Here is a 24,302-nt window from a genome sequence, read left to right on the forward strand (position 1 = left end):
GCTACCGTGGGGCTCCGGGGGGAGAGCCATGCTGCATACACTCTTCGATCGGGATGACCTGGCGCCGCGTGAGCGGCTGGCCGCGCTCAACGACGCGTTCCTCACCAGCGAGCACGCCATGGGCGTCCTCAGCCCGGAGGCCGAGGACTTCACCGCCCTGGTCCGGGGCGTCGATCTCGCGACGGTGTGCGTGGCCGAGCTGACGATGTCACCGGGGCGGGTCGTGCGGTCCGCCCGGATGGTGCGGCAGGCCGATCCGGAGCTGGTCTGCGTCGCACTGGCCCCCTCCGGCGTGACGGTGCTCAACCAGGCCGGGCGGGAAGCGGTCCTGGGCCCGAACGACCTCGCGTTCTACGACAGTTCGAGCCCTTTCGAGATCCGGATGGGCGCCCCCGGCGGTGAGCCCGCGACGCTGATCCGGGCCCATGTCCCGCGCGCCCTGCTCGGCCCGTCCGCGGACCTCGTGGAGCCGCTGCTCGCCCGGCGGCTCCCGGGGCAGGGCGGCTTCGCCGGGATGTTCGTGCACCTGATGAGCAGTCTGGCCGACGAGTCGCGCGCGTACCGACCGAACGACCGCAGCCGCCTCTCGGAGATCGCGGGCGATGTGCTCACCGCCCTTGTGGACCACCACGCGGACGTGGAACCGGTGCCCGGGGACGACTCCCGCAAGGGGGCCCTGCTGCTGAGCATCGAGGCGTTCGTGCAGCAGCACCTCAACGACCCGGACCTGTCCCCGCGTACGATCGCCGGCGCGCACCACCTCTCGGTGGGGTACCTGCACCGGCTGTTCAGCGCGCGCGGCACGACGCTCACGGCGTGGATCCGGGGGATGCGGCTGAAGCGCGCCGGCCGGGATCTGCGGGACCCGGCGCTGAGCGAGGTGACCGTGCATCAGATCGCGGTGCGCTGGGGCTTCCGTGACCACTCCACCTTCACCCGCAGCTTCCGTACGGCCTACGGCATGTCGCCCCGCGACTACCGGCACGCATCGTCAAGTCAGTGGTGACCGTACGTCAAAGACATGCGCATGACGGGGGAGGGAAGCTTTGGTCATCGGACCCCGGTGCTCCGGGGGGACGCCGGGGTCCGGGTGGCGAGCAACCGAGCAAGGGGAGTTCGATGAAGATGAAGTGCGTATTCCCAGGTCTGGCCGCGGCGGCGCTGGTGGTGATGGGCGGGGCCATGGCACCGGCCGCCTCCGCCGCCACCCCGCCCGCGCCTTCCGTCTCCCGCGGCGCCGAGCCCACGGGCTGGTTCCCGGGCGCTGAGCCCGCCGGGTGGTTCCCGGGCGCCGAGCCCGACGGCTGGTTGCCGGGCGGAACGGCCTCCGTCCTCGTCTGAGGCGGCGGCCGCCCCCGCGATCATTCGGCGAGGTCGCGGGGGCCGGGCCGGACTACTCGAAGCGCGAGGTGTCGCCGGCTCCCCGGCGTACGATCTCCAGCTCACCGTCCGAGAAGTCGATGACGGTCGTCGGCTCCGTACCGCAGTCGCCGGAGTCGAGGACGATGTCCACCTCGTGGTCCAGGCGCTCCTTGATCTCCCAGCCCTGGGTGAGGGGCTCGGCCTCGTCGGGCAGCAACAGCGTGCTGGAGAGCAGCGGTTCGCCCAGCTCGCCCAGGAGCGCCTGCACGACCGGGTGGTCCGGGATGCGGACGCCCACGGTCTTCTTCTTGGGGTGCAGCAGCTGGCGCGGCACCTCCTTCGTGGCCGGCAGGATGAAGGTGTACTGGCCGGGCGTCGATGCCTTGACCGTACGGAACACGTCGTTGTCGATGTGCACGAACTGCCCGAGCTGGGCGAAGTTCTGGCACATCAGCGTGAAGTGGTGGCGGTCGTCGAGGTTGCGGATCGCCCGGATGCGGGACAGGCCGTCCCGGTTGCCGAGCTGACACCCGAGTGCGTAGCAGGAGTCCGTCGGGTACGCGACGAGCGACCCGGAGCGGATGCTTTCGGCCACGTTGGTGATGGTGCGCTGCTGGGGATTTTCGGGGTGTACGTCGAAATACTTCGCCATCCGGCGAGTCTACGACCGGGCGCGCGAACGGCTCCCGGTGCGACGGATTGTGTGGCTCCCGGGCGGGCAGGACAACCTTTTCGAGTGGCGGCCGCCGTTCAAACCTCTCCGGCCGTTGGCGTCCGGCGCGGCGAGCTATGCATCATGCATGGTGCGTGCATCGTGCACACATTCCGTGGTATATGTGTACAGAGAGGTCGCCGTTCCGGTGGGGAGGCGTACCGCAGTCTTGAGGGAGCCGCGCGTGGACATGCCTGTGGACCGGATCGAGTTCGAGACGATGCTGCTCGGCCGGCACATGAGCCTGCTCACCTCGCGCGGCGGCGGACGGCTCGACCGGAGCGCGTACATCCTCCTCAGCCGCATCCGGGCCCAGGGCCCGATGTCGATCGGCCAGCTGCACGACGCGTTCGGCCTCGACACCTCGACGCTGAACCGGCAGACCGCCGCGATGCTCCGGGCCGGTGTGGTCGACCGCATCGCCGACCCGGACGGCGGGATCGCGCGCAAGTTCGTCATCACGGACGAGGGTGAGCGCCGCCTCGACAAGGACCGGGCCGAGAACCGCGAGGGACTGCAACGGGTCCTCGCCGACTGGACCCCGGAGGAGGCCGCCCGCTTCGCGGACGATCTGGCCCGGCTCAACCGCGACATCGAACGCCTCGACGGCAGGCCCTGGCCGCGCGACTGATCCGTACGGGCGGAACGCGCACGGTGTGAAGCGGAGCTGCGGTCCCGCTTAAGAAAACCTCGATGGACCTGGGGCGCGGGGTACGGCAGATTGCTCCGTGACGGCGGAGGATGGTGCGCGGCAGCCGGTGCGAGCGCGCTGCCATGCCGTCCCTCTCATCCTTCCCCGGGCCGCAGGCTTCCTCTGGCATGCCCCCGGCCCGGGGAGCTCAACGCCGTACAGGGAGCCGCAGCCGTGAAGGCACTCGTGAAGCAGAAGGCCGAGCCCGGACTCTGGCTGATGGACGTCCCCGAGCCCGAGACCGGCCCCGGTGACGTACTGATCAAGGTCCTGCGCACCGGCATCTGCGGGACCGACCTGCACATCCGCAACTACGACGGCTGGGCGCAGCAGGCCATCTCCACCCCGCTCGTCCTCGGCCACGAGTTCGTCGGCGAGGTCGCCGCGATCGGCGCGGACGTGGCCGACATCGCCGTCGGCGACCTGGTCAGCGGCGAGGGCCACCTCGTCTGCGGCAAGTGCCGCAACTGCCTGGCCGGCCGCCGCCACCTCTGCCGCTCCACGCTGGGCCTCGGCGTCGGCCGTGACGGCGCCTTCGCCGAGTACGTCGCGCTGCCCGCGTCCAACGTGTGGGTGCACCGGGTCCCCGTCGACCTCGACGTCGCCGCGATCTTCGACCCGTTCGGCAACGCCGTCCACACCGCGCTGTCCTTCCCGCTCGTCGGCGAGGACGTCCTGATCACCGGCGCCGGTCCGATCGGCATCATGGCCGCCGCCGTCGCCAAGCACGCCGGGGCCCGCAACGTCGTCATCACCGACGTCAGCGAGGCCCGCCTGGAGCTGGCTCGCAAGGTCGGCGTCAGCCTGGCGCTCAACGTCGGCGAGCACACCATCGCCGACGGCCAGCAGGAGCTGGGCCTGCGCGAGGGCTTCGACATCGGCCTGGAGATGTCCGGCCGCCCCGAGGCGATGCGGGACATGATCGCGAACATGACGCACGGCGGCCGGATCGCCATGCTCGGCCTCCCCGCCGAGGAGTTCGCCGTCGACTGGGCCCGGATCGTCACCTCGATGATCACGGTCAAGGGCATCTACGGCCGCGAGATGTACGAGACCTGGTACGCCATGTCCGTCCTGCTGGAGGGCGGTCTCGACCTCGCCCCCGTGATCACCGGCCGGTACGGCTACCGCGACTTCGAGGCGGCCTTCGACGACGCGGCGAGCGGGCGCGGCGGCAAGGTCATCCTCGACTGGACCGTCTGACCTCCTCACCTCCCTAAGGAATCCGGCATGTTCGACTCCGTACGCGACGATCTGCGCACCACCCTCGAAGAGATCGAGGCGGCCGGGCTGCACAAGCCCGAGCGCGTCATCGGCACCCCGCAGTCCGCGACCGTTGCCGTCACCGCCGGGGGCCGCCCCGGCGAGGTGCTGAACTTCTGCGCCAACAACTACCTGGGTCTCGCCGACCACCCCGAGGTGATCGCCGCCGCGCACGAGGCGCTGGACCGCTGGGGCTACGGCATGGCCTCGGTCCGCTTCATCTGCGGCACCCAGGAGGTCCACAAGGAGCTGGAGCAGCGGCTCTCCTCCTTCCTGGGCCAGGAGGACACGATCCTCTACTCCTCCTGCTTCGACGCCAACGGCGGCGTGTTCGAGACGATCCTCGGCGCCGAGGACGCGGTCATCTCCGACGCCCTCAACCACGCCTCGATCATCGACGGCATCCGCCTGTCGAAGGCCAAGCGCTTCCGCTACGCCAACCGGGACATGGCCGACCTGGAGAAGCAGCTCAAGGAGGCGTCCGGGGCCCGGCGCCGGCTGATCGTCACCGACGGCGTCTTCTCCATGGACGGTTACGTCGCCCCGCTGCGCGAGATCTGCGACCTGGCCGAGCGCTACGACGCCATGGTCATGGTGGACGACTCGCACGCCGTCGGCTTCGTCGGCGCCGGCGGGCGCGGTACGCCGGAGCTGCACGGCGTCATGGACCGCGTCGACATCATCACCGGCACCCTCGGCAAGGCGCTCGGCGGCGCCTCCGGCGGTTACGTGGCGGCCCGCGCCGAGATCGTCGCCCTGCTGCGTCAGCGCTCGCGCCCGTACCTCTTCTCGAACTCGCTCGCCCCGGTCATCGCCGCCGCCTCGCTCAAGGTCATCGACCTCCTGGAGTCCGCCGGCGACCTGCGCGAGCGGCTCAACGCCAACACCGCGCTCTTCCGTACCCGGATGACCGAGAACGGCTTCGACATCCTGCCCGGCGACCACGCCATCGCCCCCGTCATGATCGGGGACGCGGCGAAGGCAGGCCGGATGGCGGAGCTGCTCCTGGAGCGCGGTGTGTACGTGATCGGGTTCTCGTACCCGGTCGTCCCCCAGGGCGCGGCCCGCATCCGCGTCCAGCTCTCCGCGGCGCACTCCACGGAGGACGTGAACCGCGCGGTCGACGCGTTCGTCGCGGCGCGCGCCGAGCTGGAGGGCTAGTCCCCGGCTGGTCGCGGGGGCGGTCAGGGCGCCCCCGCGACCTGGGCCCGCGACCTGGGACAATGGGCACATGATCGATGCCCGGCGGCTGCGCGTCCTGCGTGCCGTGGCGGACCACGGCACGGTGACCGCCGCGGCCGCCGCCCTGTACCTGACCCCGTCCGCCGTCTCCCAGCAGCTCGCCGCCCTGGAGCAGGAGACCGGCCACCGGCTGGTCGAACGCGGCTCGCGCGGCGCCAGGCTCACCCCGGCCGGCGAGATCCTGCTCACCCACACCAACGCGGTCCTGGCCCAGCTGGAACGGGCCGAGGCCGAGCTCGCCGCGTACGGCTCCGGCGAGGCCGGTACGGTCACGGTCGCCGCGTTCGCCACCGGCATCGGCCTGGTGCTCGCCCCCGCCATCGCCGCGCTGAGCCGGACCGCCCCCGGCATCAAGGTCCGCGTCCAGGACGCCGAGGGCGACGCGAGCGTCCCCATGGTCCTGGACCGGCAGGTCGATGTGGCCGTCGCCGTCGAGTACCGGGGCGCCCCCGGCGAGGACGACCGCCGGCTCACCCGCGTCCCTCTCTACTCCGAGCCGTTCGACGCGGTGCTCCCGGTGGGGCACCGGCTGGCGGGCCAGGAGCAGGTGGCCGTCGCCGAGCTGGCCAAGGACGCCTGGATCGGGCCGTACCCGGGCAACCCCTGCCACGACGTGGTGGTCCTGGCCTGCGAGTACGCCGGTTTCGCACCGAACCTCGAACACTCCTCGGACGACTTCCACGCGGTCGTCGCCCTCGCCGGTGCGGACGCCGGAGTGGCCCTGGTGCCGCGCACCGCCCTCCGCGGCATGGCCCTGACCGGTGTGGTGGTCCGCCCGGTGCGCGGGACCGCCCCCACCCGCCGGGTCTTCGCGGCGGTGCGCCGGGGCGCCGAGGCCCACCCGTTGATCGCACCGGTCCTGGAAGCGCTGGCGGGCGCGGCGGGCTGAGGGGCGGCCCCGTCACGCCGGCTGGAGCAGGTCCCAGCGGTTGCCGTACAGGTCCTCGAAGACCGCGACCGAGCCGTAGACCTCGTGGCGCGGCTCCTCCAGGAAGCGCACCCCGGCCGCCGTCATCCGGGCGTGGTCGCCCGCGAAGTCCTCGGTGTGCAGGAAGAAGCCGACCCGGCCCCCGGTCTGCGCGCCGACGCTCGCCGCCTGGGCCTCGTCCTTGGCGCGGGCCAGCAGCAGCCCCGTGCCCTCGGTGCCCCGGGGCCGCACCACCACCCAGCGCGAGCCGTCCCCCCGGTCGGTGTCCTCGACCAGCTCGAAGCCGAGGGCCCCGGTGTAGAAGGAAAGGGCCTCGTCGTAGTCGCGGACGACCAGCGTGACCAGGGCGATGTGGGCCATGGAACTCCTCGCGGTGCGGGTGGGGGGACGGGGCGCCCGCCCGGACGCGACACTATCCGCATGGACCTCCCCGACCTCACCGCCCGCGCGCACCGCCTCGCCCGCACCGGCAGTCGGCGCGTCCTCGGCATCGCCGGGCCGCCCGGAGCCGGCAAGTCGACCCTGGCCGGGCGGATCGCCGACGCGCTCGGGCCGCTCGCCGTCGTCGTGCCCATGGACGGCTTCCACCTCGCCGGGGCGGAGCTCGAACGCCTCGGCCGGACCGGCCGCAAGGGCGCGCCCGACACCTTCGACGCCGCCGGGTACGTGGCCCTGCTCCGGCGCCTGCGCGCCCCCGAGCCCGGCACCGTCGTGTACGCCCCCGCCTTCGACAGGACCCTGGAGGAACCGGTCGCCGGGGCGATCCCCGTATCCCCGGAGGTCCCGCTCGTCGTCACCGAGGGCAACTACCTGCTGTACGACGAAGGGCCCTGGGCCCCGGTCCGCGGGCTGCTGGACGAGGCGTGGTACCTGGACCCGGACGACGCGGTGCGCGTGCCCCGGCTGGTCGCCCGGCATGTGCGGTACGGAAAGGCCCGGGCCGACGCCGAGCGCTGGGTGGCGCGGTCCGACGAGGCCAACGCCCGGCTCGTCGCGGCCGGCCGCGACCGGGCCGACCTCGTCGTCCGCTGACCCGCTCGCGCGCGCACCGGCGGGCGGGCAGGATGGGAGGGCCGTTCCGTGCCGTCAGGAGGCCCGCATGCCCACGAACCAGCCCGTGCCGTTCACCGCCGACGACTACCGGGCCCGGATGGCACGGGCCGCCGAGAGCGCCGCCGCGGCCGGGCTCGCCGGGGTGCTGGTCGCGCCCGGCCCCGACCTGGTGTACCTGACGGGCTACCAGCCGACCGCGATCACCGAACGCCTCACCCTCCTCGTCCTCGCGGCCGACCGCGACCCCGTCCTCGTCGTGCCGACCCTTGAGGCGCCGGACGCGGCGAAGGCCGTCGGCGCCCCCGCCCTGACCCTGCGCGACTGGACGGACGGCAAGGACCCGTACGAGGTCACCGCCCCGCTGCTGGAGGCGCGGGGCCGGTTCGGGATCAGCGACAACGCCTGGGCGATGCACCTGCTCGGCCTCCAGCAGCGGCTGCCCGACTCCTCGTACGCCTCGCTCACCCAGGCGCTCCCGATGCTGCGCGCGGTGAAGGACGCCCACGAGCTGGACCGGCTCGCCGCCGCCGGGGCCGCCGCCGACGCCGCGTACGAGAAGATCCTGAAGGTCCGCTTCTCCGGCCGGAAGGAGACCGAGGTCGCCGCCGACCTGGCCCGGCTGCTCACCGAACACGGGCACTCCCAGGTCGACTTCACCGTGGTCGGCTCCGGCCCCAACGGCGCCAACCCGCACCACGAGGCGGGGACACGCACCATCGAGCAGGGCGACATGGTCGTCCTCGACTTCGGCGGCCTCAAGCACGGCTACGGCTCCGACACCTCCCGTACCGTCCACGTCGGCGAGCCCACCGCCGAGGAGCAGCGGGTCCACGACATCGTGCGCGAGGCGCAGCAGGCGGGCTGCGCGGCGGTGCGCCCCGGCGTCGCCTGCCAGGAGATCGACCGGGCCGCCCGCGCGGTCATCACCGAGTTCGGCTACGGGGAACGCGTCATCCACCGCACCGGCCACGGCATCGGCGTCACCACCCACGAACCGCCGTACATGATCGAGGGCGAGGAGCAGCCGCTGGTGCCCGGCATGTGCTTCTCGGTGGAGCCCGGCATCTATCTGCCGGGCCGGTTCGGCGTCCGGATCGAGGACATCGTGACCGTCACCGAGGACGGCGGGCGCCGGCTCAACGCCACCGCCCGCGAACTCGCCATCGTGGAGTAGCCCGGCGGCCCTTCGCCTCAGTCGTCGGCGAGGACCACGCAGGACTCCGGCGGCAGGTGCAGCATCCCGTCCGGGCCCGGTGGGTCCACCGGCAGCCACGCGGCCACCACCCGCCCCGGACCGCCCCGGTGCCGCCCGTTGCCCAGCGGGATCGCGGCCGGCTCCGCGTCGAGGTTGACCGCGATCCGCAGGTCGCCCCGGCGCAGCGCGAGCCACCGCGCCCCGTCGTCGTACGCGGCCTTGACGCTCGCCAGGTCCGGGTCGCGCAGGTCCGCCAGGGTGCGGCGCAGGGCGATCAGCTCGCGGTACCAGGCGTACAGCCGGGCGTGCGGTTCGTGGTGGAGCTCGTCCCAGTCCAGGCAGGAGCGGGCCCGGGTGGCCGGGTCCTGCGGGTCCGGGATGTCCTCCTCCGCCCAGCCGTGCGCCCCGAACTCCCGCCGCCTGCCCGTGCGTACGGCCTCCGCCAGCTCCGGGTCCGTGTGGTCGGTGAAGAACTGCCACGGGGTGCGGGCGCCCCATTCCTCGCCCATGAACAGCATCGGCGTGAAGGGGCCGGTCAGCACGAGGGCCGCCGCGCAGGCCAGCAGCCCGGGGGAGAGGGAGGCGGCGAGCCGGTCGCCGAGGGCCCGGTTGCCGATCTGGTCGTGGGTCTGGGCGTAGCCGACGAAGCGGTGGGCGGCGCTGCGGGTGACGTCGACGGGGCGGCCGTGCGTACGGCCCCGGAAGCTGGAGTACGTGCCGTTGTGGAAGAAGGCGCTCGTCATCGTCTTGGCGAGCCCGGCCAGCGGGGCGGCCGCGAAGTCCGCGTAGTAGCCCTGGGACTCACCGGTCAGCGCGGTGTGCAGGCAGTGGTGGAAGTCGTCGTTCCACTGCGCGTGCAGCCCGAGCCCGCCCTCCTCGCGCGGGGTCGTGGTGCGCGGGTCGCACAGATCGGACTCCGCGATCAGCGGCAGCGGGCGCCCCAGCTCGGCGGCGAGCGCGTCGGCCCCGGCGGACAGCTCCTCCAGGTAGGTCAGCGCCCGGGTGTCGGCCAGCGCGTGCACCGCGTCGAGCCGCAGCCCGTCGAGCCGGTAGTCCCGCAGCCAGGCGAGCGCGCTGCCCAGCAGATACGCCCGGACCTCGTCGGAGCCCGGCGCGTCCAGGTTGACCGCCGCGCCCCACGGGGTGTGGTGCGTCTCGGTGAAGTACGGGCCGAACGCGGGGAGGTAGTTCCCGGACGGGCCCAGGTGGTTGTGGACGACGTCCAGGACGACGGCGAGCCCCAGACCGTGCGCCGTGTCGACAAAGCGCTTAAGTCCCTCGGGTCCGCCGTACGGCTCGTGGACGGCCCACAGCGACACCCCCTCGTACCCCCAGCCGTGCACCCCCGGGAACGGGCACACCGGCATCAGCGACACATGGGTGACACCCAGCTCCGCGAGATGGCCGAGCCGGTCCGCCGCCGCGTCGAACGTGCCCTCGGCGGTGAACGTGCCGATGTGCAGCTCGTACAGGACCGCCCCGGGCAGCTCGCGCCCCGCCCACTCCGAGCGCCAGGCGTACGCGTCGTGGTCGACCACCGCCGACTCGCCGTCGGGGCCGTCCGGCTGGCGGCGCGAGCGGGGGTCGGGGCGCACCGGACCGCCGTCCAGGGCGAAGCCGTAGCGGTCGCCGTCCGCGGCCTCCGCCTCCACGGTCCACCAGCCGGGCCGGTCCGGATCGGGCTCCATGGGCCGCAGCTCGCCCGCCAGCCGCAGCACGGCCGACCCCGCATCGGGTGCCCATACCTCGAACAACATGCAGCACTCCCTCGCTCCCGGGCCCGGTCGCCCCGGCCCATGGTGCTACGGAGGCGAGGCGCCCGTCAGGCGTCCCACACCATGTCGAAGGCGCGCTCGAAATTGACGTAGCCCAGCCGGGCGAACGCCTTCGCCATCGGCACGTTGCCGAGGTCCGTCGCCGCCCGGATGCGCTCCACCCCGTCCTGCGCGGCCAAGATCCGCGTCCCCTCGGCGAGGATGTCGTCGATGTGGCCGCGGCCGCGGTGGGCGGGCAGCACACCGATGTACGCGATGATCGGGTTGTAGTCGTTGCGGGCCGGGATCACGAAGCCGACCGGCTCACCGTCCGGGAGCTCCGCGACGCGCCACCACTCCCGGGGCGTGGCGTACCCGGCCAGCTCCTCGTCGTAATGCTTCTCGGCGGCCTGGCGCGGCGTCAGGCCGGACGCCAGGTCCTGCTGCCCGTGCGCGTCGAGGGTCCCCTCCATCACGGGCGTCATCAGCGCGAGCAGGTCCTCGCGCCCCGCCACCGGCCGGAACCGCAGCCGTCCGCTCGCGGCTGGCACCGGGGTCCCCGCGCGGCACTCCAGGCGCAGTCTCTCCACGAGCATCCGGGCCCCGGTGCGCTCCATGACCCGGATCCGGGCCTCGACGGCCTCGCGGACGGCCGGGTCCTCGCGCCAGTCGGGCGGCACGAACCGTCCGTACTCGGGGCGCGGCGCACCGGCCGGGACGACGGCGGCCGTGGCGGTCTCGGCCAGCCGCAGCCCGGCCTCCTCGCGCGCGGCGGGCGGCAGGGTGTCGTCCAGGTCGAAGAAGTCGAGCAGCAGCGGCGCCGCGCCGTCCCTGCTCCACCAGGCGATCCGTGCCACCACGCGGTCACCGCGCAGCGCCACCCACATCCATTCCGGGCGACGGCGGCCCGTGGCGAGATCGTCGGCCAGTTCGTGGTCGAGGACGTAGGGGAGTTCGAGGAAGAGCTTCAGCTCCTCGGGGCCGGTCAGCGGACGGATGGTCAGATCAAGCGGTGCGTCGGGCACTGGGCTCCCAAGATGAAGGGGCGCGTCACGGCGGTCTCCGGACGGCAGCGGCCGACCCTAGCAACGTTCCGTACGGGCCGCCCCTGGATATCCGGTGCAGGTCAGAGGGGCCGGAAACCGGGGTTCTTCTGGACACCCCGGGGCCGTCGGACCGACAATCGAGCCGTGACGTCCCCGTTCGAGTACCACACGCCCACCGCGCGCCTGTCCGACGCGCAGCGCGACCGTGTTCTCGGTGTGCTCAGGGAGGGCGCCGCCCAGGGCAAGCTCTCCCAGGACACCTTCATGCAGCGCATGGAGGTGGCGCTGACGACCACCCGCCCCGATGAGCTGGAAGCCCTCACCAAGGACCTGGAGCGCGAGGGCCGTTGGTCGCGGCAGTTGCTGCGCGTCGTCGGCGGGGTCTCCGGCTTCCCCGAGCGGGTCCGCCGGGCCTGGCGGGCGGAGCGGCTGCCCAAGCTGCTGCTGCCCGTCCCCAGCCCGACCCCCCTGCTCATCGGCCGCGACCCGGGCAACGGACTGCGGCTCAGCCACGAGACCGTCTCCCGGATGCACGCGGAGCTGACCGCGCACGGTGACCGCTGGCTGCTGCGGGACCTCGGCTCGACCAACGGCACCTGCGTCAACGGGCAGCGCGTCACCGGCACGGTCCCGGTGCGCGAGGGGGACCAGGTGAGCTTCGGCCGCATGATGTTCCGGCTCTCCGCCCCGGCGCTCCGGCCGCCCGCCTGACGCACCCGGTCACGCCTGCTGGTGCAGGCCCCGGCCCGCCAGGGTGAGGAACGACTCGCCGACCGCCTCGGAGAGCGTCGGGTGCGGGTGGATGTGCTGGGCCACGTCGAAGGGTTCCGCGTCCCAGCCGACGATCAGCTGGGACTCGGCGATCATCTCCGAGACGTGCGGCCCGACCAGATGCACGCCGAGCACCCGCCCGTCCCGCTCGGCGACCACCTTCACCATGCCGCCCTGCCCGTGCACCATGCCCTTGGCGACGGCGGTGAGCGGCAGGGTGTTGACCACGACGTCGTGGCCCGCGTCGCGCGCCGCCGCCTCGGAGAGCCCCACCGCCGCCGTCTGCGGTGCCGAGTACGTGACCCGGGGCACCGCGTCGTAGTCCACCGCCGTTGTACGGCGCCCCGCCAGGGCCTCCGCGACCAACAGCCCCTCCGCGAACGAGGCGTGGGCGAGCCCGAGGGACGGCGGCGGCAGCAGATCGCCGACCACGTGGATGCCCGGCACCGGGGTCTCCAGCCGCGACCAGTCCGCCGGTGCCACGTACCCCCGCTCATCGGGGGCCAGTCCGGCGGCGGCGAGTCCCAGCCCGTCCGTCACCGGGACCCGGCCCACCGCGACCAGCAGCCGCCGGGCCTCCACCGTCACGGTCTCGCCGCGCGGGGTGCGGAGCGTGGCCCGTACACCGTCGTCGAGGAGCACGGTCTCCAGCAGCCGCGTCCCGCTCCGCACGTCGATGCCCCGCTTCTTCAGCCCCCGGGTCAGATGGCGGGAGACCTCCGCGTCCTCCAGCGGGACCAGCCGGTCCGCCGCCTCCACCAGGGTCACCCGCGCCCCCATCGACCGGTGCAGCGAGGCGTACTCCACCCCGATCGCCCCGCCGCCCAGCACCAGCACCGATTCCGGCATCCCGGGCGCGAACAGCGCGTCGTCACTGGTCACCACCCGCCGCCCGTCCGCCGTCAGGTCGGGCAGCATCCGGGGCCGCGATCCGGTCGCCAGGACGATGCCGCACCGAGCGGCCACCTCCCCGTACCCCTCGATCCGCACCGAGCGCGGCCCGGTCAACTCGGCGCTTCCCGCCACCACTTCCACGCGTGCGTGCGCCAAGTGGGCCTGCACGCCCCGGTGGTTGCGGGCCACGATGTCGTCGCGGGCGGCGACCAGCGCCGGCCAGTCCACGGACTCCAGCACCGCCTTCACGCCCCACCGCTCACGCGCCTCCGCGATGCCGTCGACCAGTTCGGCCGCGTGCAGCATCGCCTTGCTCGGGATGCAGCCCCGGTGCAGACAGGTCCCGCCCACCTTGTCCCGCTCCGCGAGCACCACGCTCAGCCCGAGCCCGGCCGCCCGCAGCGCCGTCGAATAGCCCCCGGTCCCGCCGCCGATGACGACGACGTCCGCTTCCCCCACCCGCTGGTCCTGTGTCATGGCTCCCACCCTCCGCCCGGTCCTTGCCATGCGTCCAAGGCAATGTTTCTGTGGTTTCCATGCACGGAGCTCATGGGAAGAGGGCGCGATGAGCCTGCGGCAGATGGAGTACTTCCTCACCGTGGTCGAGGAGGAGTCCTTCACCCGGGCCGCCGAGCGGCTCCACGTCAGCCAGCCCGCGCTCTCCCACCAGGTCAAGGCCCTGGAACGGGCCGTCGGCGGGCCCCTGCTCGAACGGCTGCCGCGCGGGGCGCGGCTCACCGCGATGGGCCGCGCCTTCCTGCCGCACGCCGAACGCTCCGTGCGCAGCGCCGCCCAGGCCCGCCGCGCGGCGCGCGCCGCCGCCGGTGCGCAGGGCGGCGAACTCCACATCGCCACCGTCCACGCCATCGCCGTCGGCATCCTCCCCGAGGTCTTCGCCCGTTGGCGGACCGCCCACCCCGGCGTCGCCCTCGTGCTGCACGAGTACGCCACCACCGAGGCCCTGGAGGACCGGGTCGAACGGGGCACCGCCGACCTCGCCGTCGGCCCGCCGCCCGCCCGCTGGAGCGGCCCCGTCGTCCCCATCGGCGCGGAGGACATCGTCCTCGTCGTCCCCTTCGACGACCCCCTCGCGGGGCGCGCCTCGGTCCGTCTCCAGGAGTTGGCCGACCGCTTCTGGGTGCGCTGCGCCATGGAACCGCTGGTGGACGGCGTCCCCTTCATCGACCGCGCCTGCGCCCGGGCCGGATTCCGCCCGCGTACGGCGGTGCGCACCGAGCACACCTCGACGGCGGTGCGCATGGCGGCGGCCGGGGTCGGCGTCACCACCGCCCCCGCCCACGTCGTACGGGGAGCGGTCGGCGAGGACTGCGCGGTGCTCGCCGTGGACCCGCCGTGGGCCCGTCCGCTCGCGGTCTTCTCCCGGGTGGAGCAGGCCGGGGCGGCCGCCGCCTTCACCGAACTCCTGGCCGCGTCCTGGCCGTCCGGGCCACGGACCGGCCGCTGAGCCGGGCGGGGCGGTTGTCTATGCTGCCCCGATGACTGCCGTGGACATGAAGAAGGCGCCGCGTCCGACCGTGGGCCGGGGCCCGTACTTCCTGATCACCCTCGCCGTGGTGGTCCTCGGCTGGGGCATCGCCGCGGTCAACACGGGCGTCTCCTACCTCGCCCTCGACCTGGTCGCCGTCCCCATCGTCACCGGCCTCATCGGCTGCCTCGGCTTCGTGATCGTCCTGCGTTTTCTGCACTGCGCCTGGTGGCTCGCCGCCCTCTCCGCGCTTCCGGCGCTGCTGGTGCTCGTCGGCTCGGTCCAGTACGCGCCCGAGGCCGTGCTCGACGGCCGGGGCGTGCGCGAGACCGCCCGCATCACGGCCGACAGCGCCGCCACGAGCGGCGGCTCCCACCACCGCTTCACCCTGGAAGGGCGCCTGGGTGAGCTCAAGGAGACCCTGAACTACGACGGGGACGACCCCGACTGGGCGGTGGGCGACCGGATCGAGGTCATCAGCGACCCGGAGGGCGTCGTCCCGATGGCGGCCGCGTCCGACGTCGACCCGGGTGACAGCCTCGGCATGCTGGTCATGGGCGTCGTCGGCTGGACGTGCCTCACCCTCCTGGCCGGTCTGCGCGGATTCGTACGGCGTCGCGCGGGCCGGAGGCCCGTCTTCGACAGCCTCGACTGAGCGGCGCCGGGAGCGCGCGCCCCGCCACCTCGCCGACCCCCGCGACGTCACCCGAACGGCCGCGCGCCGACTGCGACGGGCCCGTTCAGGTGATGCCCTGAGGGAGACCGCGCCGTCCACCGGCGCACCGACTCGCCCCGGGGGAACCGCCATGCAGGCAGACGCGCCCCGAGACATACCGGCCCCGACCACCTCGCCCGAGCCACGCGCCCACGCCGGCCGTTCCGCCAGGTCCCGCAGGACCGGCCGGGCCTGCACCGGGCCCAGCCTCCTCGCGCGCGGCGCGGCCCGCGACCCGTACCGCTTCTACCGGATGCTGCGCGAGCAGTACCCGCTCAGTTACGACGTGCCCCTCGGCGCCTGGCTGGTCAGCCGGTACGACGATGTGACCACCGCCCTCACCGACCCCCGGTTCACCGGCTTCCCGCAGGACGGGGCGCCCCGGGGCGGGCCCGCGCCGCTCGGCCTGTGCCACGGCAGCCCGCGCTGTCTGCCCGCCGACCGCTACACCGTGGTGACCGGCACGGTCCCGGACAGCCTCGCCGAGCGCGTGGAGCGCACCGCCTTCGTTCTCGCCCGGCGGATCGCCCGCTCCTCCCGGGCCGACCTGGTCGAGGAGTTCTGCCGCTGGCTGCCCGCCGCACCGGCCGGTGACGGCCCCTGCGCCCGGCACACCGCCCTGCGCCGGACCGTGCTCGCCTCGCTCCTCGCCAACCTGCTGGACGACCCCGACCTGCTGGCCGCCCTGCGCATCGAACCCGCGCTCACCGGCCGGGCCTGGACGGAGTCGCTGCGCCGCGATCCGCCGGTCCAGGTCGTCCTGCGCCGCACGGTCACCGAGGTCGCCCTCAGCGGCGGCACCCTCCCCGCGCGGGCGCCCGTCGCCTGCCTCGTCGGGGCCGCCGCGCGCGACCCGGGGCGGTTCGCGGCGCCGGACGCCTTCGACCCGTTCCGCCCGGACCAGGACCGCGCGCTGACCGGCCCGGCGGGCTGCCCGGCCGTGGCCCTCAGCCGCCTGGAGGCCGAACAGGGCCTGCGCGCCCTGCTCGACGCGATGCCCCGGCTCCGCTGGGCGGAGGGCTTCCGCCCGGCCGCCACGGGCCTGCTGACCCGGGGCCCGCGCTCTCTCCTCGTCCGGCCGGGCTGAGTCACCCCCGTACGAGCAGCGCCACCGGCCGGTCCGCGAACAGCTCCGCGACCTCCGCGGTGCCGCCAGAGAACTCCCTGCCCGGCGTGAGGAGATCCCGCCACACGCCCGCGTCGGGCAGGGCCAGCCGCGTCCCGCGCCAGCCGCCCGACTCCGCGAGCCGCAGCGACAGCCGGGTCACCGCCGTGACGACCTCCCCGGACCGGCAGAAGGCCACACAGTGCGCCGCCGCCGGGCCCGAGGCGCGCAGCGGGGCGTACGTGCCCGACTCGCCGAACACCGCGGGCCGCTCCCGCCGCAGCCGCAGCGCCACCCCGGTCAGCTCCGCCTTCTCGTCGGCGGGCGCGTCCGGCGACGGCTCCCGGAACGGCCGCCGGTTGTCCGGGTCGACCAGCGCCAGATACGCGCGCTCGGTGCCCTGGTAGAGGTCGGGCACCCCCGGCATCGTCAGGTGCACCAGCGCCGCGCCCAGCGACTGCGCCCGCACATGCGCGGCGAGCGGGGCGGCGAACTCCTCCACGAGGGACCGCACCGGGCCGGTGTCCGCGGCGGGCCCGGCCGCGACGAAGTCCGAAGCCACCCGCTCGTACACCGGATCGGGCTCCGTCCAGCTCGTGAAGAGCCCCGATTCGCGCACCGCCTTCAGCAGCGCCGGTTCCAGCCGCGCCGCCCGCTCCCCGGCCGGGATCCCCACGCAGCCGACCGCCGTCTGCCACGCCTGCCAGGCCAGCTGCGGATCGGGCGCGGCCTGGGCGGACCGCCCGAGCCCCGCCACCAGACCCGCCCACCGCCCCGGGCACTGCGAGAGCACCGCGATGCCCGCCCGGACCTCCGCGCTGCGCTTCGTGTCATGCGTCGTCAGCGCCGTCCCGGTGGCGGGCCAGTCGCGGGCGAGGCGGGTGCAGAAGGCGTGGAAGTCCTCCGGCTCGACGGCCGGGTGCCCCGGGTCGCCGCCCACCTCGTTCGCCGAGATCAGCGGCAGATAGCGGTAGTACGCGGTGTCCTCGACGGCCTTCGCCCGCAGCGCGGACGACGTCTGGGCGAACCGGGCGCAGAACGCCGCCCGGTCCGCGCCGCCACCGAGCCGACCCAGTGCCAGGTCCCGCACCACGTCGACCGCCGACGCCTCCTCGCGTACCGCGAAGGCCGCCTTGGCGTCGCTCACCGTCGTCGCGTCGAGCGTCGCCTCGGCCGCCTCCGAGCAGGGGCCGCCCGCCGTCACGTACGGGCGGTAGACCGGGACGCGCACCAGCAGCTCGCGCACGGCGGTGCGCAGCGCCCAGGGGGCGTGGTCGCGCAGCGCGGGGTCCTCGGCGCAGATCCGGGAGGCGAGGCGGGTCAGCAGCTCGGTCTCCGCCGCCAGTTCATGGGTGACGACGCGGTACGCGGCCCGGCGCACGGTCGCCGTCCAGTAGCCTCCCCGGTCACCGGCCGGGGACGCGGCCTCGTGGTAGTGGCCCAGCAGCTCGGCGGCGCCCTGGGGGTCGGTGAAGAGGCCGTCGATCCGGTACAGCGCGTCGTAGCCCGTGGTCCCGGCCACCGCCCACCCGGCCGGCAGCGGCTCGGAGCCGGTGAGGATCTTCTCCACCACCGTCCACACCCCGCCGCTCGCCCCGGAGAGCCGTTCCAGATAGCCCGCCGGGTCGGCGAGACCGTCCGGGTGGTCGATCCGCAGACCGTCCACGACCCCGTCCCGGACCAGTTCGAGGATCTTGCCGTGGGTGGCGGCGAAGACCTCCGGGTCCTCCACCCGCACCCCGATCAGCTCCGAGATGGTGAAGAACCGCCGGTAGTTCAGCTCGGTACGGGCCAGCCGCCACCAGCCGAGCCGGTAGTGCTGGGCGTCCAGCAGCTCCGGGAGCGGAAGGCCGGCGGTGCCCTCGCGGAGCGGGAACTCCTGCTCGCCGTAGCGCAGCACCTCGCCGTCGACCCGCATCCGCTCCATCTCGTCGCCGATCCGGCCGCCCAGCACCGGCAGCAGGATCCGCCCGTCACCGGCCGTCCAGTCGATGTCGAACCAGCGGGCGTAGGGGGAGTCCGGGCCCTCGCGCAGGACCTCGCGCAGGGCATGGTTGTGGACGGGGTCGGCCGCCATGTGGTTGGGCACGATGTCCAGGACCAGGCCGAGCCCGTGCTCCCGAGCGGTGCGGGCGAGGCGCCGCAGCCCCTCCTCACCGCCCAGCTCGTCCCGGACCCGGCCGTGGTCGGTGACGTCGTAGCCGTGCCGGGAGCCCGGCACCGCTTCCAGGACCGGGGAGAGATGCAGATGGGAGACGCCGAGCGAGGCGAGGTACGGCACGGCGTCCTCGGCGGCGCGGAACGGGAACTCCGGCTGGAGCTGGAGCCGGTACGTGGCGGTAGGCGTCATGAAGACCTTCGTACCCACATCGGGGCCGCCTGTGTCACCGCGCCGGGCACAAGGGCACGACGGGGTGACACGGGCGGCCCCGCGCGACCGGTCAGGCCGGGCGTTGCAGCACCACCATGCTCCGGCCCACCAGCGTCACCCGATCGCCCGCCGCCACCTTCGGTCCGGCCCCGGGCAGCACCCCGGCCGGGCGCGCGGTGTCCACGACGGCGTGCCACTGCCGGCCGTGGTTGACCGGCACCGCGAATTCCAGCGTCTCGGCGCTCGCGTTGAACATCAGCAGGAACGAGTCGTCGGAGATCCGCTCCCCGCGCGGCCCCGGCTCCGAGATGGCGTGCCCGTTCAGGAACACGGTCAGGGCCTTCGCGTGGGCGGCCTGCCAGTCCCGTTGGGTCATCTCCTGGCCCTCGGGCGTGAACCAGGCGATGTCGGACAACTCGTCGTGCGTGCCCTCCACCGGGCGGCCGTGGAAGAACCTGCGGCGCCGGAAGACCGGGTGGTCGCGGCGCAGCCACACCATCGCCCGGGTGAACTCCAGCAGGCTCATGTCCTCGGGCTCGGCGCTCTCCTCCTCCTCCTCGCCGTCCTCGCCCACCGCGGCGGCCGGTTCGGGCCAGTGCACCCACGACAGTTCGTTGTCCTGGCAGTAGGCGTTGTTGTTGCCCTGCTGGGTACGCCCGAACTCGTCGCCGTGGCTGAGCATCGGCACGCCCTGCGACAGCATCAGCGTGGCGAGGAAGTTGCGCATCTGACGCTCGCGCAGCTCCAGCACCTCGGTCCGGTCCGTCTCGCCCTCGGCACCGCAGTTCCACGACCGGTTGTGGCTTTCGCCGTCCCGGTTGCCCTCGCCGTTGGCCTCGTTGTGCTTGTCGTTGTACGAGACCAGGTCGTGCAGGGTGAAGCCGTCGTGGCAGGTGGTGAAGTTGATCGAGGCCAGCGGGCGCCGCCCGTCGTCCTGGTACAGGTCCGAGGACCCGGTCAGCCGCCCGGCGAACTCGGCCAGGGTCCGGGGCTCGCCCCGCCACAGGTCGCGGACCGTGTCCCGGTACTTGCCGTTCCACTCGGTCCACAGCGGCGGGAAGTTCCCCACCTGGTAGCCGCCCTCGCCCACGTCCCACGGCTCGGCGATCAGCTTGACCTGGCTGACCACCGGGTCCTGCTGCACCAGGTCGAAGAACGACGACAGCCGGTCCACCTCGTGGAACTGCCGGGCCAGGGTGGCCGCCAGGTCGAAGCGGAAGCCGTCCACATGCATCTCGGTCACCCAGTACCGCAGCGAGTCCATGATCATCTGGAGCACGTGCGGCGACCGCATGAGCAGCGAGTTCCCGGTGCCCGTGGTGTCCATGTAGTACCGCTGGTCGTCGGTCAGCCGGTAGTACGAGGCGTTGTCCAGGCCCCGGAACGACAGCGTGGGCCCGAGGTGGTTGCCCTCGGCGGTGTGGTTGTAGACCACGTCGAGGATGACCTCGATGCCCGCCTGGTGCAGGGCGCGCACGGCCTGCTTGAACTCCAGGACCTGCTCGCCCCGGTCACCCCAGGAGGCGTAGGCGTTGTGCGGGGCGAAGAAGCCGATCGTGTTGTAGCCCCAGTAGTTGGCGAGCCCCGCGTCCGCCAGCCGGTGGTCCTGGACGAACTGGTGCACCGGCATCAGCTCGATCGCCGTGACGCCCAGCTCCGTCAGATGCGCGATGATCTCCGGATGCGCCAGCCCGGCGTACGTGCCGCGCAGCTCCTTCGGCAGCCCCGGATGGAGCATCGTCAGGCCCTTCACATGGGCCTCGTAGATCACCGTGCGGTGGTAGTCCGTGCGGGGGCGCCGGTCGTCGCCCCAGTCGAAGTACGGGTTCACCACGACCGAGGTCATGGTGTGCGGGGCGGAGTCGAGATCGTTGCGCGCGTCGGGCTTCCCGAACGGGTAGCCGTAGACCTCCTCGCCCCACTTGATCCGCCCGGACACCGCGCGGGCGTACGGGTCGAGGAGCAGCTTCGCGGAGTTGCACCGGATGCCGTGCTCCGGTTCGTACGGGCCGTGCACGCGGAAGCCGTAGCGCTGACCGGGCATCACCCCGGGCAGATACGCGTGCCGGACGAACGCGTCGGTCTCCCTCAGCTCCACCGCCGTCTCGGAACCGTCGTCGTGCAGCAGGCACAACTCGATTCGGTGGGCGGCCTCCGAGAAGACCGCGAAATTGGTCCCGGCGCCGTCGTACGTGGCACCGAGCGGGTACGCCTGTCCCGGCCACACCTGCATGGATTCGACTCTTCCCGTCCTGCCGCGGTCGCCTGGCGAACTACGGGACCACCTGGGGGCCCCGGGCCAGATCTTCCCCGAAAGAGCGCGCCTTACCTAGGACGTCGGCCCGTCGGTCAACCTCGTGCCTCTCCGTGTCGCCCGGAACCGGCCTCCGGCCGGGCCCCTGCCCGAGCTGTCCGGTTCGTGGCCCTGGCTGGGGTGTTTAATCCCTATGAATCCGCTCACTCCCGTCGAACCCGCCGACCGGAACAGGTTTGATTCCATGGGGAGTTGGTAAAGGAGCCTGCGCATCAGGCTGCACCGGCTCCCGCTCCCGGAGTACCCTTCCTTGATCGTTGGTGGGGGAGTGGAAGGCGGTGCGTGGGTGAGCTCGGGAGGGTTCGAGCTGCCCCCGGGTGACGCGGGTCACGAGGGGGACGTGGCCGAGGTCCCGCCCGGGGCGGTATCGCTGGCACAGCCCCTGGAGATCGGCGCGGAGCTGGACTGGGACGCCGACGCCTGGAGCGAGGTGCGCACGCGCGCGCAGCGGGCCGGGCGCGCCTACATCTGGCTGAATCTGGTCGAACAGCGGCTGCGCGCCGTCGTCGCGGCGGTGCTCCGGCCGATCTACGAGCCCGTCCACGGCGAGGACTGGGTGGTGGCCGCCGCCGGGCCCGCCGGACAGGAGTGGGTGCAGCGCGCGGTCGCCGTGCGCGAGGTCTCCCGCCGCAAGGGCTATCTGCTCGACCCGGCCGACGACAACGTCCTCAGCTTCCTCACGCTGCCCCAGCTCCGCGAGCTGATGGTCCAGCACTGGCCGTGCTTCGAGCCGTACTTCGACGACCGCCGCGATGTCGAACTGGCACTCGACGAGCTGGAGGTCGCCCGCAACGTCGTCTCCCGCAACCGCGCGCTCAACGAGGCGGTGCTCGCCCAGGCCGAGCGGGCCTCCGCCCGGCTCCTGGAGATGCTGGGCAGCGGCGCGGGGGTGCCCTCCGCGGACCGGCTCCCGGTCGACGCGGTGGAGGAGCTGGTCGGCGACCGGTACGCGGACGTGGTCTCCGTCCACTCCGACCGCGTGCGCCTCCAGCGCCAGCTGCCCGCCGAGGACCTGTTCGGCGACGCCCGCAGGCTCGACGCGATCGGCATCGGGCTCAACCTGCTGGTGCAGAACTTCTCCGGACGCCGCCTCATCCGGCTCGCCGAGTCGGGCTGCCGGATCCGGCTGCTCTTCATCAACCCGGCCAGCAGCGCGGTCAAGCGCCGCGAGCGGGAGCTCGGCCTGAAGAAGGGCGAGCTGAGCCGGTCCGTCGAGATGAACATCCTGCACACCCGCCGGGTGCGCGCCAAGCTCCGCGACCCGGACGCCTTCCAGATCCACGTCTTCGACGAGACCCCGCGCTTCACGGCCTACCTGGTGGACGGCGACGGGGCCGACGCGGTCGGGGTCGTCCAGACCTATCTGCGCCGGGCGCGCGGCATGGAGGCACCGGTGCTGGTGCTGCGCGGCGGCGGGCGTGCGGTGGTCCGGGCGGGGCAGGGGTACGAGCACGGGCTGTTCGAGACGTACCGCGAGGAGTTCGAGTCGGTGTGGACCGACTCCCGGCCGGTCTCCTGAGCGGCGTTGTCAGTGGCCCGTGCGAGGGTGGTCGTCATCCGGGGGAGCACCATGAAGGAGGTACGGGATGAGCTGGCACCGGCACGCGCTGGTCGGCTTCGATCTGGAGACGACGGGGACGGACCCGCTGGAGGCCCGCATCGTCACGGCCGCGGTGATCGCGGTGGACGACCGGGACGGTGAGCCGGTCGCCCGGCACACCTGGCTGGCCGACCCGGGCATCCGCATCCCGGCCCAGGCGTCCGCGATCCACGGCATCAGCAGCGAGCGGGCGGCGGCGGAGGGCCGGCCCGCGCGCGAGGTGGCCGACGAGATCGCCGACACGCTCGCCGGGTACTGGCGCCGGGGCGTCCCGGTCGTCGCGTACAACGCCGCGTTCGACCTCACGCTGCTCACGGCGGAGTTGGACCGCCACGGGCTGCCCCCGCTCGCCGACCGGCTGGGCGGCGCGCCCGTCGGCCCCGTCATCGACCCGTACACCATCGACCGGGCGGTCGACCGCTATCGCAAGGGCAAGCGGAATCTGGAGGCGGTCTGCGTCGAGTACGGCGTGGTGCACGGGGGCGCGCACGACGCGGCGGCGGACGCGCTGGCCGCGGTGCGTGTGGCGTACGCGATAGCCGCCCGCCACCGTGCTGTGGCCGAACTCCCTCCGCCCGCCCTGCACGACCGCCAGATCACGTGGCACGCGGAGTGGGCGGCGGACTTCCAGGCCTTCCTCCGCCGCAAGGGCACGCCGGACGCGGTGGTGGACGGCCAGTGGCCGGTCCGGGAGCCGATCCGCACGACGGCCTGACCCGCGTTGTCCTCACGCCGGACGGGCTTGAGTGGGCCGTCCTCGCTTGTCGGCTGGTCGCCGGACCGGCTTGGGTCTGTGCGGATCCCAGCTGCGGGAAGAACACGACCGGCGGCACAATCAAGCCCGTCCGGCGATTGAGGACACACGCTGGTTGGGCACACCGGGGGCACCCAGCCGACTCAGAACGGATACCACCGCACCGAGGAGTCCCCCTCCCGCAGGGACGCCACCCGGCGGCGGAACTCCGCGAGAGCGGCATCGTTCGAGGGTGCGTGCTGTGCCACCCACGCGCAGCTCGCCGTTTCGCGCGCCCCCCGCAACACCCCGCACCCGTCCCACTCCCGGACATCCCACCCGTACGCCGCGGTGAACGCGTCATACGCGTCCGCCGCCAGCCCGTACCGGTCGCGGGACAGTGCGAGGACCACCAGGTCGTGTTCGCGCAGGTCCGAGGAGAAGGTCTCCAGGTCGACCAGGACCGGCCCGTCCGCCCCGACATGGACGTTGCGCGCCAGCGCGTCCCCGTGGATCGGCCCCGGCGGCAGATGGGGGACCAGCGCCGCGGCCGCCGCCGCGAACCCGTCCCGCCGCTCGCGCAGATACGCCGCGTCCGCCGGATCGATCGCGTCGCCCGCCAGCCGCAGCCACCGCTCGACGCCGCCCAGCAGCTCCCGGCGCGGCAGCGCGAAGTCGTCCGGCGCGGGCAGCGCGTGGACGGCGGTCAGCAGCGGGGCCAGATCGCGCGGCTCGGCGGGCCGCACCGCCTCGGGCAGCCGGTGCCACACGGTCACCGGATGACCCCCGACCAGCCGGGCGCCGTCCTCGGCGGCCCGCACGGCGGGGACACCGGAGGCCGCGAGCCACCGGGCGACGGCCACCTCGCGCTCGGCGCGTTCCAGCAGCTCGGGGTGGCTCACGGCGTCCCGGCCGACCTTGACGACGAGGCCGTCGGCCGTGAACACCGCGTTCTCGCCGAGCGCCAGCAGCTCCGCGCCCCCGGGGAACCCGGCGGCGGCCAGCACCTCGCGCGCTTCCATCTCGTTCATGGTCCGATTTTCGCATCCGTGCAGGTTGCCTTGACG

Annotated in this window: 22 protein-coding genes; 14 read left to right on the forward strand and 8 right to left on the reverse strand. The window is 73.5% G+C overall.

The window, feature by feature from the left end:
* Positions 1-28: 28 nt before the first annotated feature.
* Positions 29-1,006 (forward strand): helix-turn-helix domain-containing protein, encoded by a 978-nt coding sequence (locus tag OHS17_RS26845; RefSeq protein WP_330314205.1) that lies wholly within the window; start codon positions 29-31, stop codon positions 1,004-1,006.
* 119 nt (positions 1,007-1,125) lie between these two features.
* Entirely contained in the window at positions 1,126-1,341 is a 216-nt protein-coding gene (locus OHS17_RS26850) for a hypothetical protein (RefSeq protein ID WP_330314206.1), read from the forward strand.
* A 52-nt stretch (positions 1,342-1,393) separates the two neighbouring features.
* Here OHS17_RS26850 and OHS17_RS26855 read toward each other — a convergent pair whose 3' ends face one another.
* Positions 1,394-2,014, reverse strand: a complete 621-nt coding sequence (locus OHS17_RS26855; RefSeq protein ID WP_018100674.1) for an L-threonylcarbamoyladenylate synthase — start codon at positions 2,012-2,014, stop codon at positions 1,394-1,396.
* Between the two features lie 244 nt (positions 2,015-2,258).
* Between OHS17_RS26855 and OHS17_RS26860 the strand changes: the two genes are divergently transcribed.
* From OHS17_RS26860 to OHS17_RS26875, 4 genes are all read left to right on the forward strand, one after another.
* Positions 2,259-2,705, forward strand: coding sequence for a MarR family winged helix-turn-helix transcriptional regulator (locus OHS17_RS26860; protein ID WP_018100673.1), 447 nt, complete (start codon positions 2,259-2,261; stop codon positions 2,703-2,705).
* A 234-nt stretch (positions 2,706-2,939) separates the two neighbouring features.
* Positions 2,940-3,968, forward strand: coding sequence for an L-threonine 3-dehydrogenase (gene tdh, locus OHS17_RS26865; protein WP_161211243.1), 1,029 nt, complete (start codon positions 2,940-2,942; stop codon positions 3,966-3,968).
* Between the two features lie 27 nt (positions 3,969-3,995).
* The gene (locus OHS17_RS26870; RefSeq protein WP_161211242.1) at positions 3,996-5,189 is read left to right on the forward strand and encodes a glycine C-acetyltransferase; all 1,194 of its coding nucleotides are present in this window, start codon (positions 3,996-3,998) and stop codon (positions 5,187-5,189) included.
* A gap of 70 nt (positions 5,190-5,259) precedes the next feature.
* Positions 5,260-6,159: a LysR family transcriptional regulator gene (locus OHS17_RS26875; RefSeq protein WP_330314207.1), complete on the forward strand. Its 900-nt coding sequence runs from the start codon at positions 5,260-5,262 to the stop codon at positions 6,157-6,159.
* Between the two features lie 12 nt (positions 6,160-6,171).
* On the opposite strand, the gene OHS17_RS26880 is transcribed toward OHS17_RS26875, so the two are convergent.
* The gene (locus OHS17_RS26880; RefSeq protein ID WP_018100666.1) at positions 6,172-6,558 is read right to left on the reverse strand and encodes a VOC family protein; all 387 of its coding nucleotides are present in this window, start codon (positions 6,556-6,558) and stop codon (positions 6,172-6,174) included.
* Positions 6,559-6,618: 60 nt separating this feature from the next.
* On the opposite strand from OHS17_RS26880, the gene OHS17_RS26885 reads away from it, so the two are divergent.
* Positions 6,619-7,230, forward strand: coding sequence for a nucleoside/nucleotide kinase family protein (locus OHS17_RS26885; protein ID WP_330314208.1), 612 nt, complete (start codon positions 6,619-6,621; stop codon positions 7,228-7,230).
* A gap of 67 nt (positions 7,231-7,297) precedes the next feature.
* Positions 7,298-8,425, forward strand: coding sequence for an aminopeptidase P family protein (locus OHS17_RS26890; RefSeq protein ID WP_330314209.1), 1,128 nt, complete (start codon positions 7,298-7,300; stop codon positions 8,423-8,425).
* A gap of 17 nt (positions 8,426-8,442) precedes the next feature.
* Here OHS17_RS26890 and treZ read toward each other — a convergent pair whose 3' ends face one another.
* On the reverse strand, positions 8,443-10,203 hold the full coding sequence (gene treZ, locus OHS17_RS26895) for a malto-oligosyltrehalose trehalohydrolase (protein WP_330314210.1): 1,761 nt from the start codon (positions 10,201-10,203) through the stop codon (positions 8,443-8,445).
* A 65-nt stretch (positions 10,204-10,268) separates the two neighbouring features.
* Positions 10,269-11,225 (reverse strand): GNAT family N-acetyltransferase, encoded by a 957-nt coding sequence (locus OHS17_RS26900; RefSeq protein WP_330314211.1) that lies wholly within the window; start codon positions 11,223-11,225, stop codon positions 10,269-10,271.
* A gap of 165 nt (positions 11,226-11,390) precedes the next feature.
* Here OHS17_RS26900 and OHS17_RS26905 point away from each other — a divergent pair, with 165 nt between their 5' ends.
* Complete coding sequence (locus OHS17_RS26905; RefSeq protein ID WP_330314212.1) at positions 11,391-11,957, forward strand: DUF1707 and FHA domain-containing protein; 567 nt, start codon at positions 11,391-11,393, stop codon at positions 11,955-11,957.
* Positions 11,958-11,966: 9 nt separating this feature from the next.
* Here OHS17_RS26905 and lpdA read toward each other — a convergent pair whose 3' ends face one another.
* Entirely contained in the window at positions 11,967-13,388 is a 1,422-nt protein-coding gene (lpdA, locus tag OHS17_RS26910) for a dihydrolipoyl dehydrogenase (protein ID WP_330314213.1), read from the reverse strand.
* A gap of 88 nt (positions 13,389-13,476) precedes the next feature.
* Here lpdA and OHS17_RS26915 point away from each other — a divergent pair, with 88 nt between their 5' ends.
* The 3 genes from OHS17_RS26915 (at position 13,477) to OHS17_RS26925 (ending at position 16,199) form a co-directional block, all read left to right on the forward strand.
* Positions 13,477-14,376 carry a LysR family transcriptional regulator gene (locus OHS17_RS26915; RefSeq protein ID WP_330314214.1) on the forward strand — a complete coding sequence of 300 codons (900 nt, stop codon included), beginning with the start codon at positions 13,477-13,479 and terminating at the stop codon, positions 14,374-14,376.
* A 31-nt stretch (positions 14,377-14,407) separates the two neighbouring features.
* Positions 14,408-15,052 carry a hypothetical protein gene (locus OHS17_RS26920; protein ID WP_330314215.1) on the forward strand — a complete coding sequence of 215 codons (645 nt, stop codon included), beginning with the start codon at positions 14,408-14,410 and terminating at the stop codon, positions 15,050-15,052.
* Positions 15,053-15,203: 151 nt separating this feature from the next.
* The gene (locus tag OHS17_RS26925) at positions 15,204-16,199 is read left to right on the forward strand and encodes a cytochrome P450 (protein WP_330314216.1); all 996 of its coding nucleotides are present in this window, start codon (positions 15,204-15,206) and stop codon (positions 16,197-16,199) included.
* A gap of 1 nt (position 16,200) precedes the next feature.
* On the opposite strand, the gene treY is transcribed toward OHS17_RS26925, so the two are convergent.
* Both treY and glgX read right to left on the reverse strand, forming a co-directional pair.
* Positions 16,201-18,567 (reverse strand): malto-oligosyltrehalose synthase, encoded by a 2,367-nt coding sequence (gene treY, locus OHS17_RS26930; RefSeq protein ID WP_330314217.1) that lies wholly within the window; start codon positions 18,565-18,567, stop codon positions 16,201-16,203.
* Positions 18,568-18,658: 91 nt separating this feature from the next.
* On the reverse strand, positions 18,659-20,821 hold the full coding sequence (gene glgX / locus OHS17_RS26935) for a glycogen debranching protein GlgX (protein WP_330314218.1): 2,163 nt from the start codon (positions 20,819-20,821) through the stop codon (positions 18,659-18,661).
* A gap of 367 nt (positions 20,822-21,188) precedes the next feature.
* Here glgX and OHS17_RS26940 point away from each other — a divergent pair, with 367 nt between their 5' ends.
* Together OHS17_RS26940 and OHS17_RS26945 are read left to right on the forward strand one after the other, a co-directional pair.
* A complete protein-coding gene (locus tag OHS17_RS26940; RefSeq protein WP_018100654.1) occupies positions 21,189-22,421 on the forward strand; it encodes an SAV2148 family HEPN domain-containing protein in 1,233 nt (410 codons plus the stop codon).
* 67 nt (positions 22,422-22,488) lie between these two features.
* Positions 22,489-23,217, forward strand: a complete 729-nt coding sequence (locus tag OHS17_RS26945) for a 3'-5' exonuclease (protein ID WP_330314219.1) — start codon at positions 22,489-22,491, stop codon at positions 23,215-23,217.
* Positions 23,218-23,399: 182 nt separating this feature from the next.
* Here OHS17_RS26945 and OHS17_RS26950 read toward each other — a convergent pair whose 3' ends face one another.
* A complete protein-coding gene (locus OHS17_RS26950; RefSeq protein WP_330314220.1) occupies positions 23,400-24,266 on the reverse strand; it encodes a phosphotransferase enzyme family protein in 867 nt (288 codons plus the stop codon).
* Positions 24,267-24,302: the final 36 nt, after the last annotated feature.

This window comes from Streptomyces sp. NBC_00523 (assembly GCF_036346615.1).
In the GTDB taxonomy this organism is placed as follows: domain Bacteria; phylum Actinomycetota; class Actinomycetes; order Streptomycetales; family Streptomycetaceae; genus Streptomyces.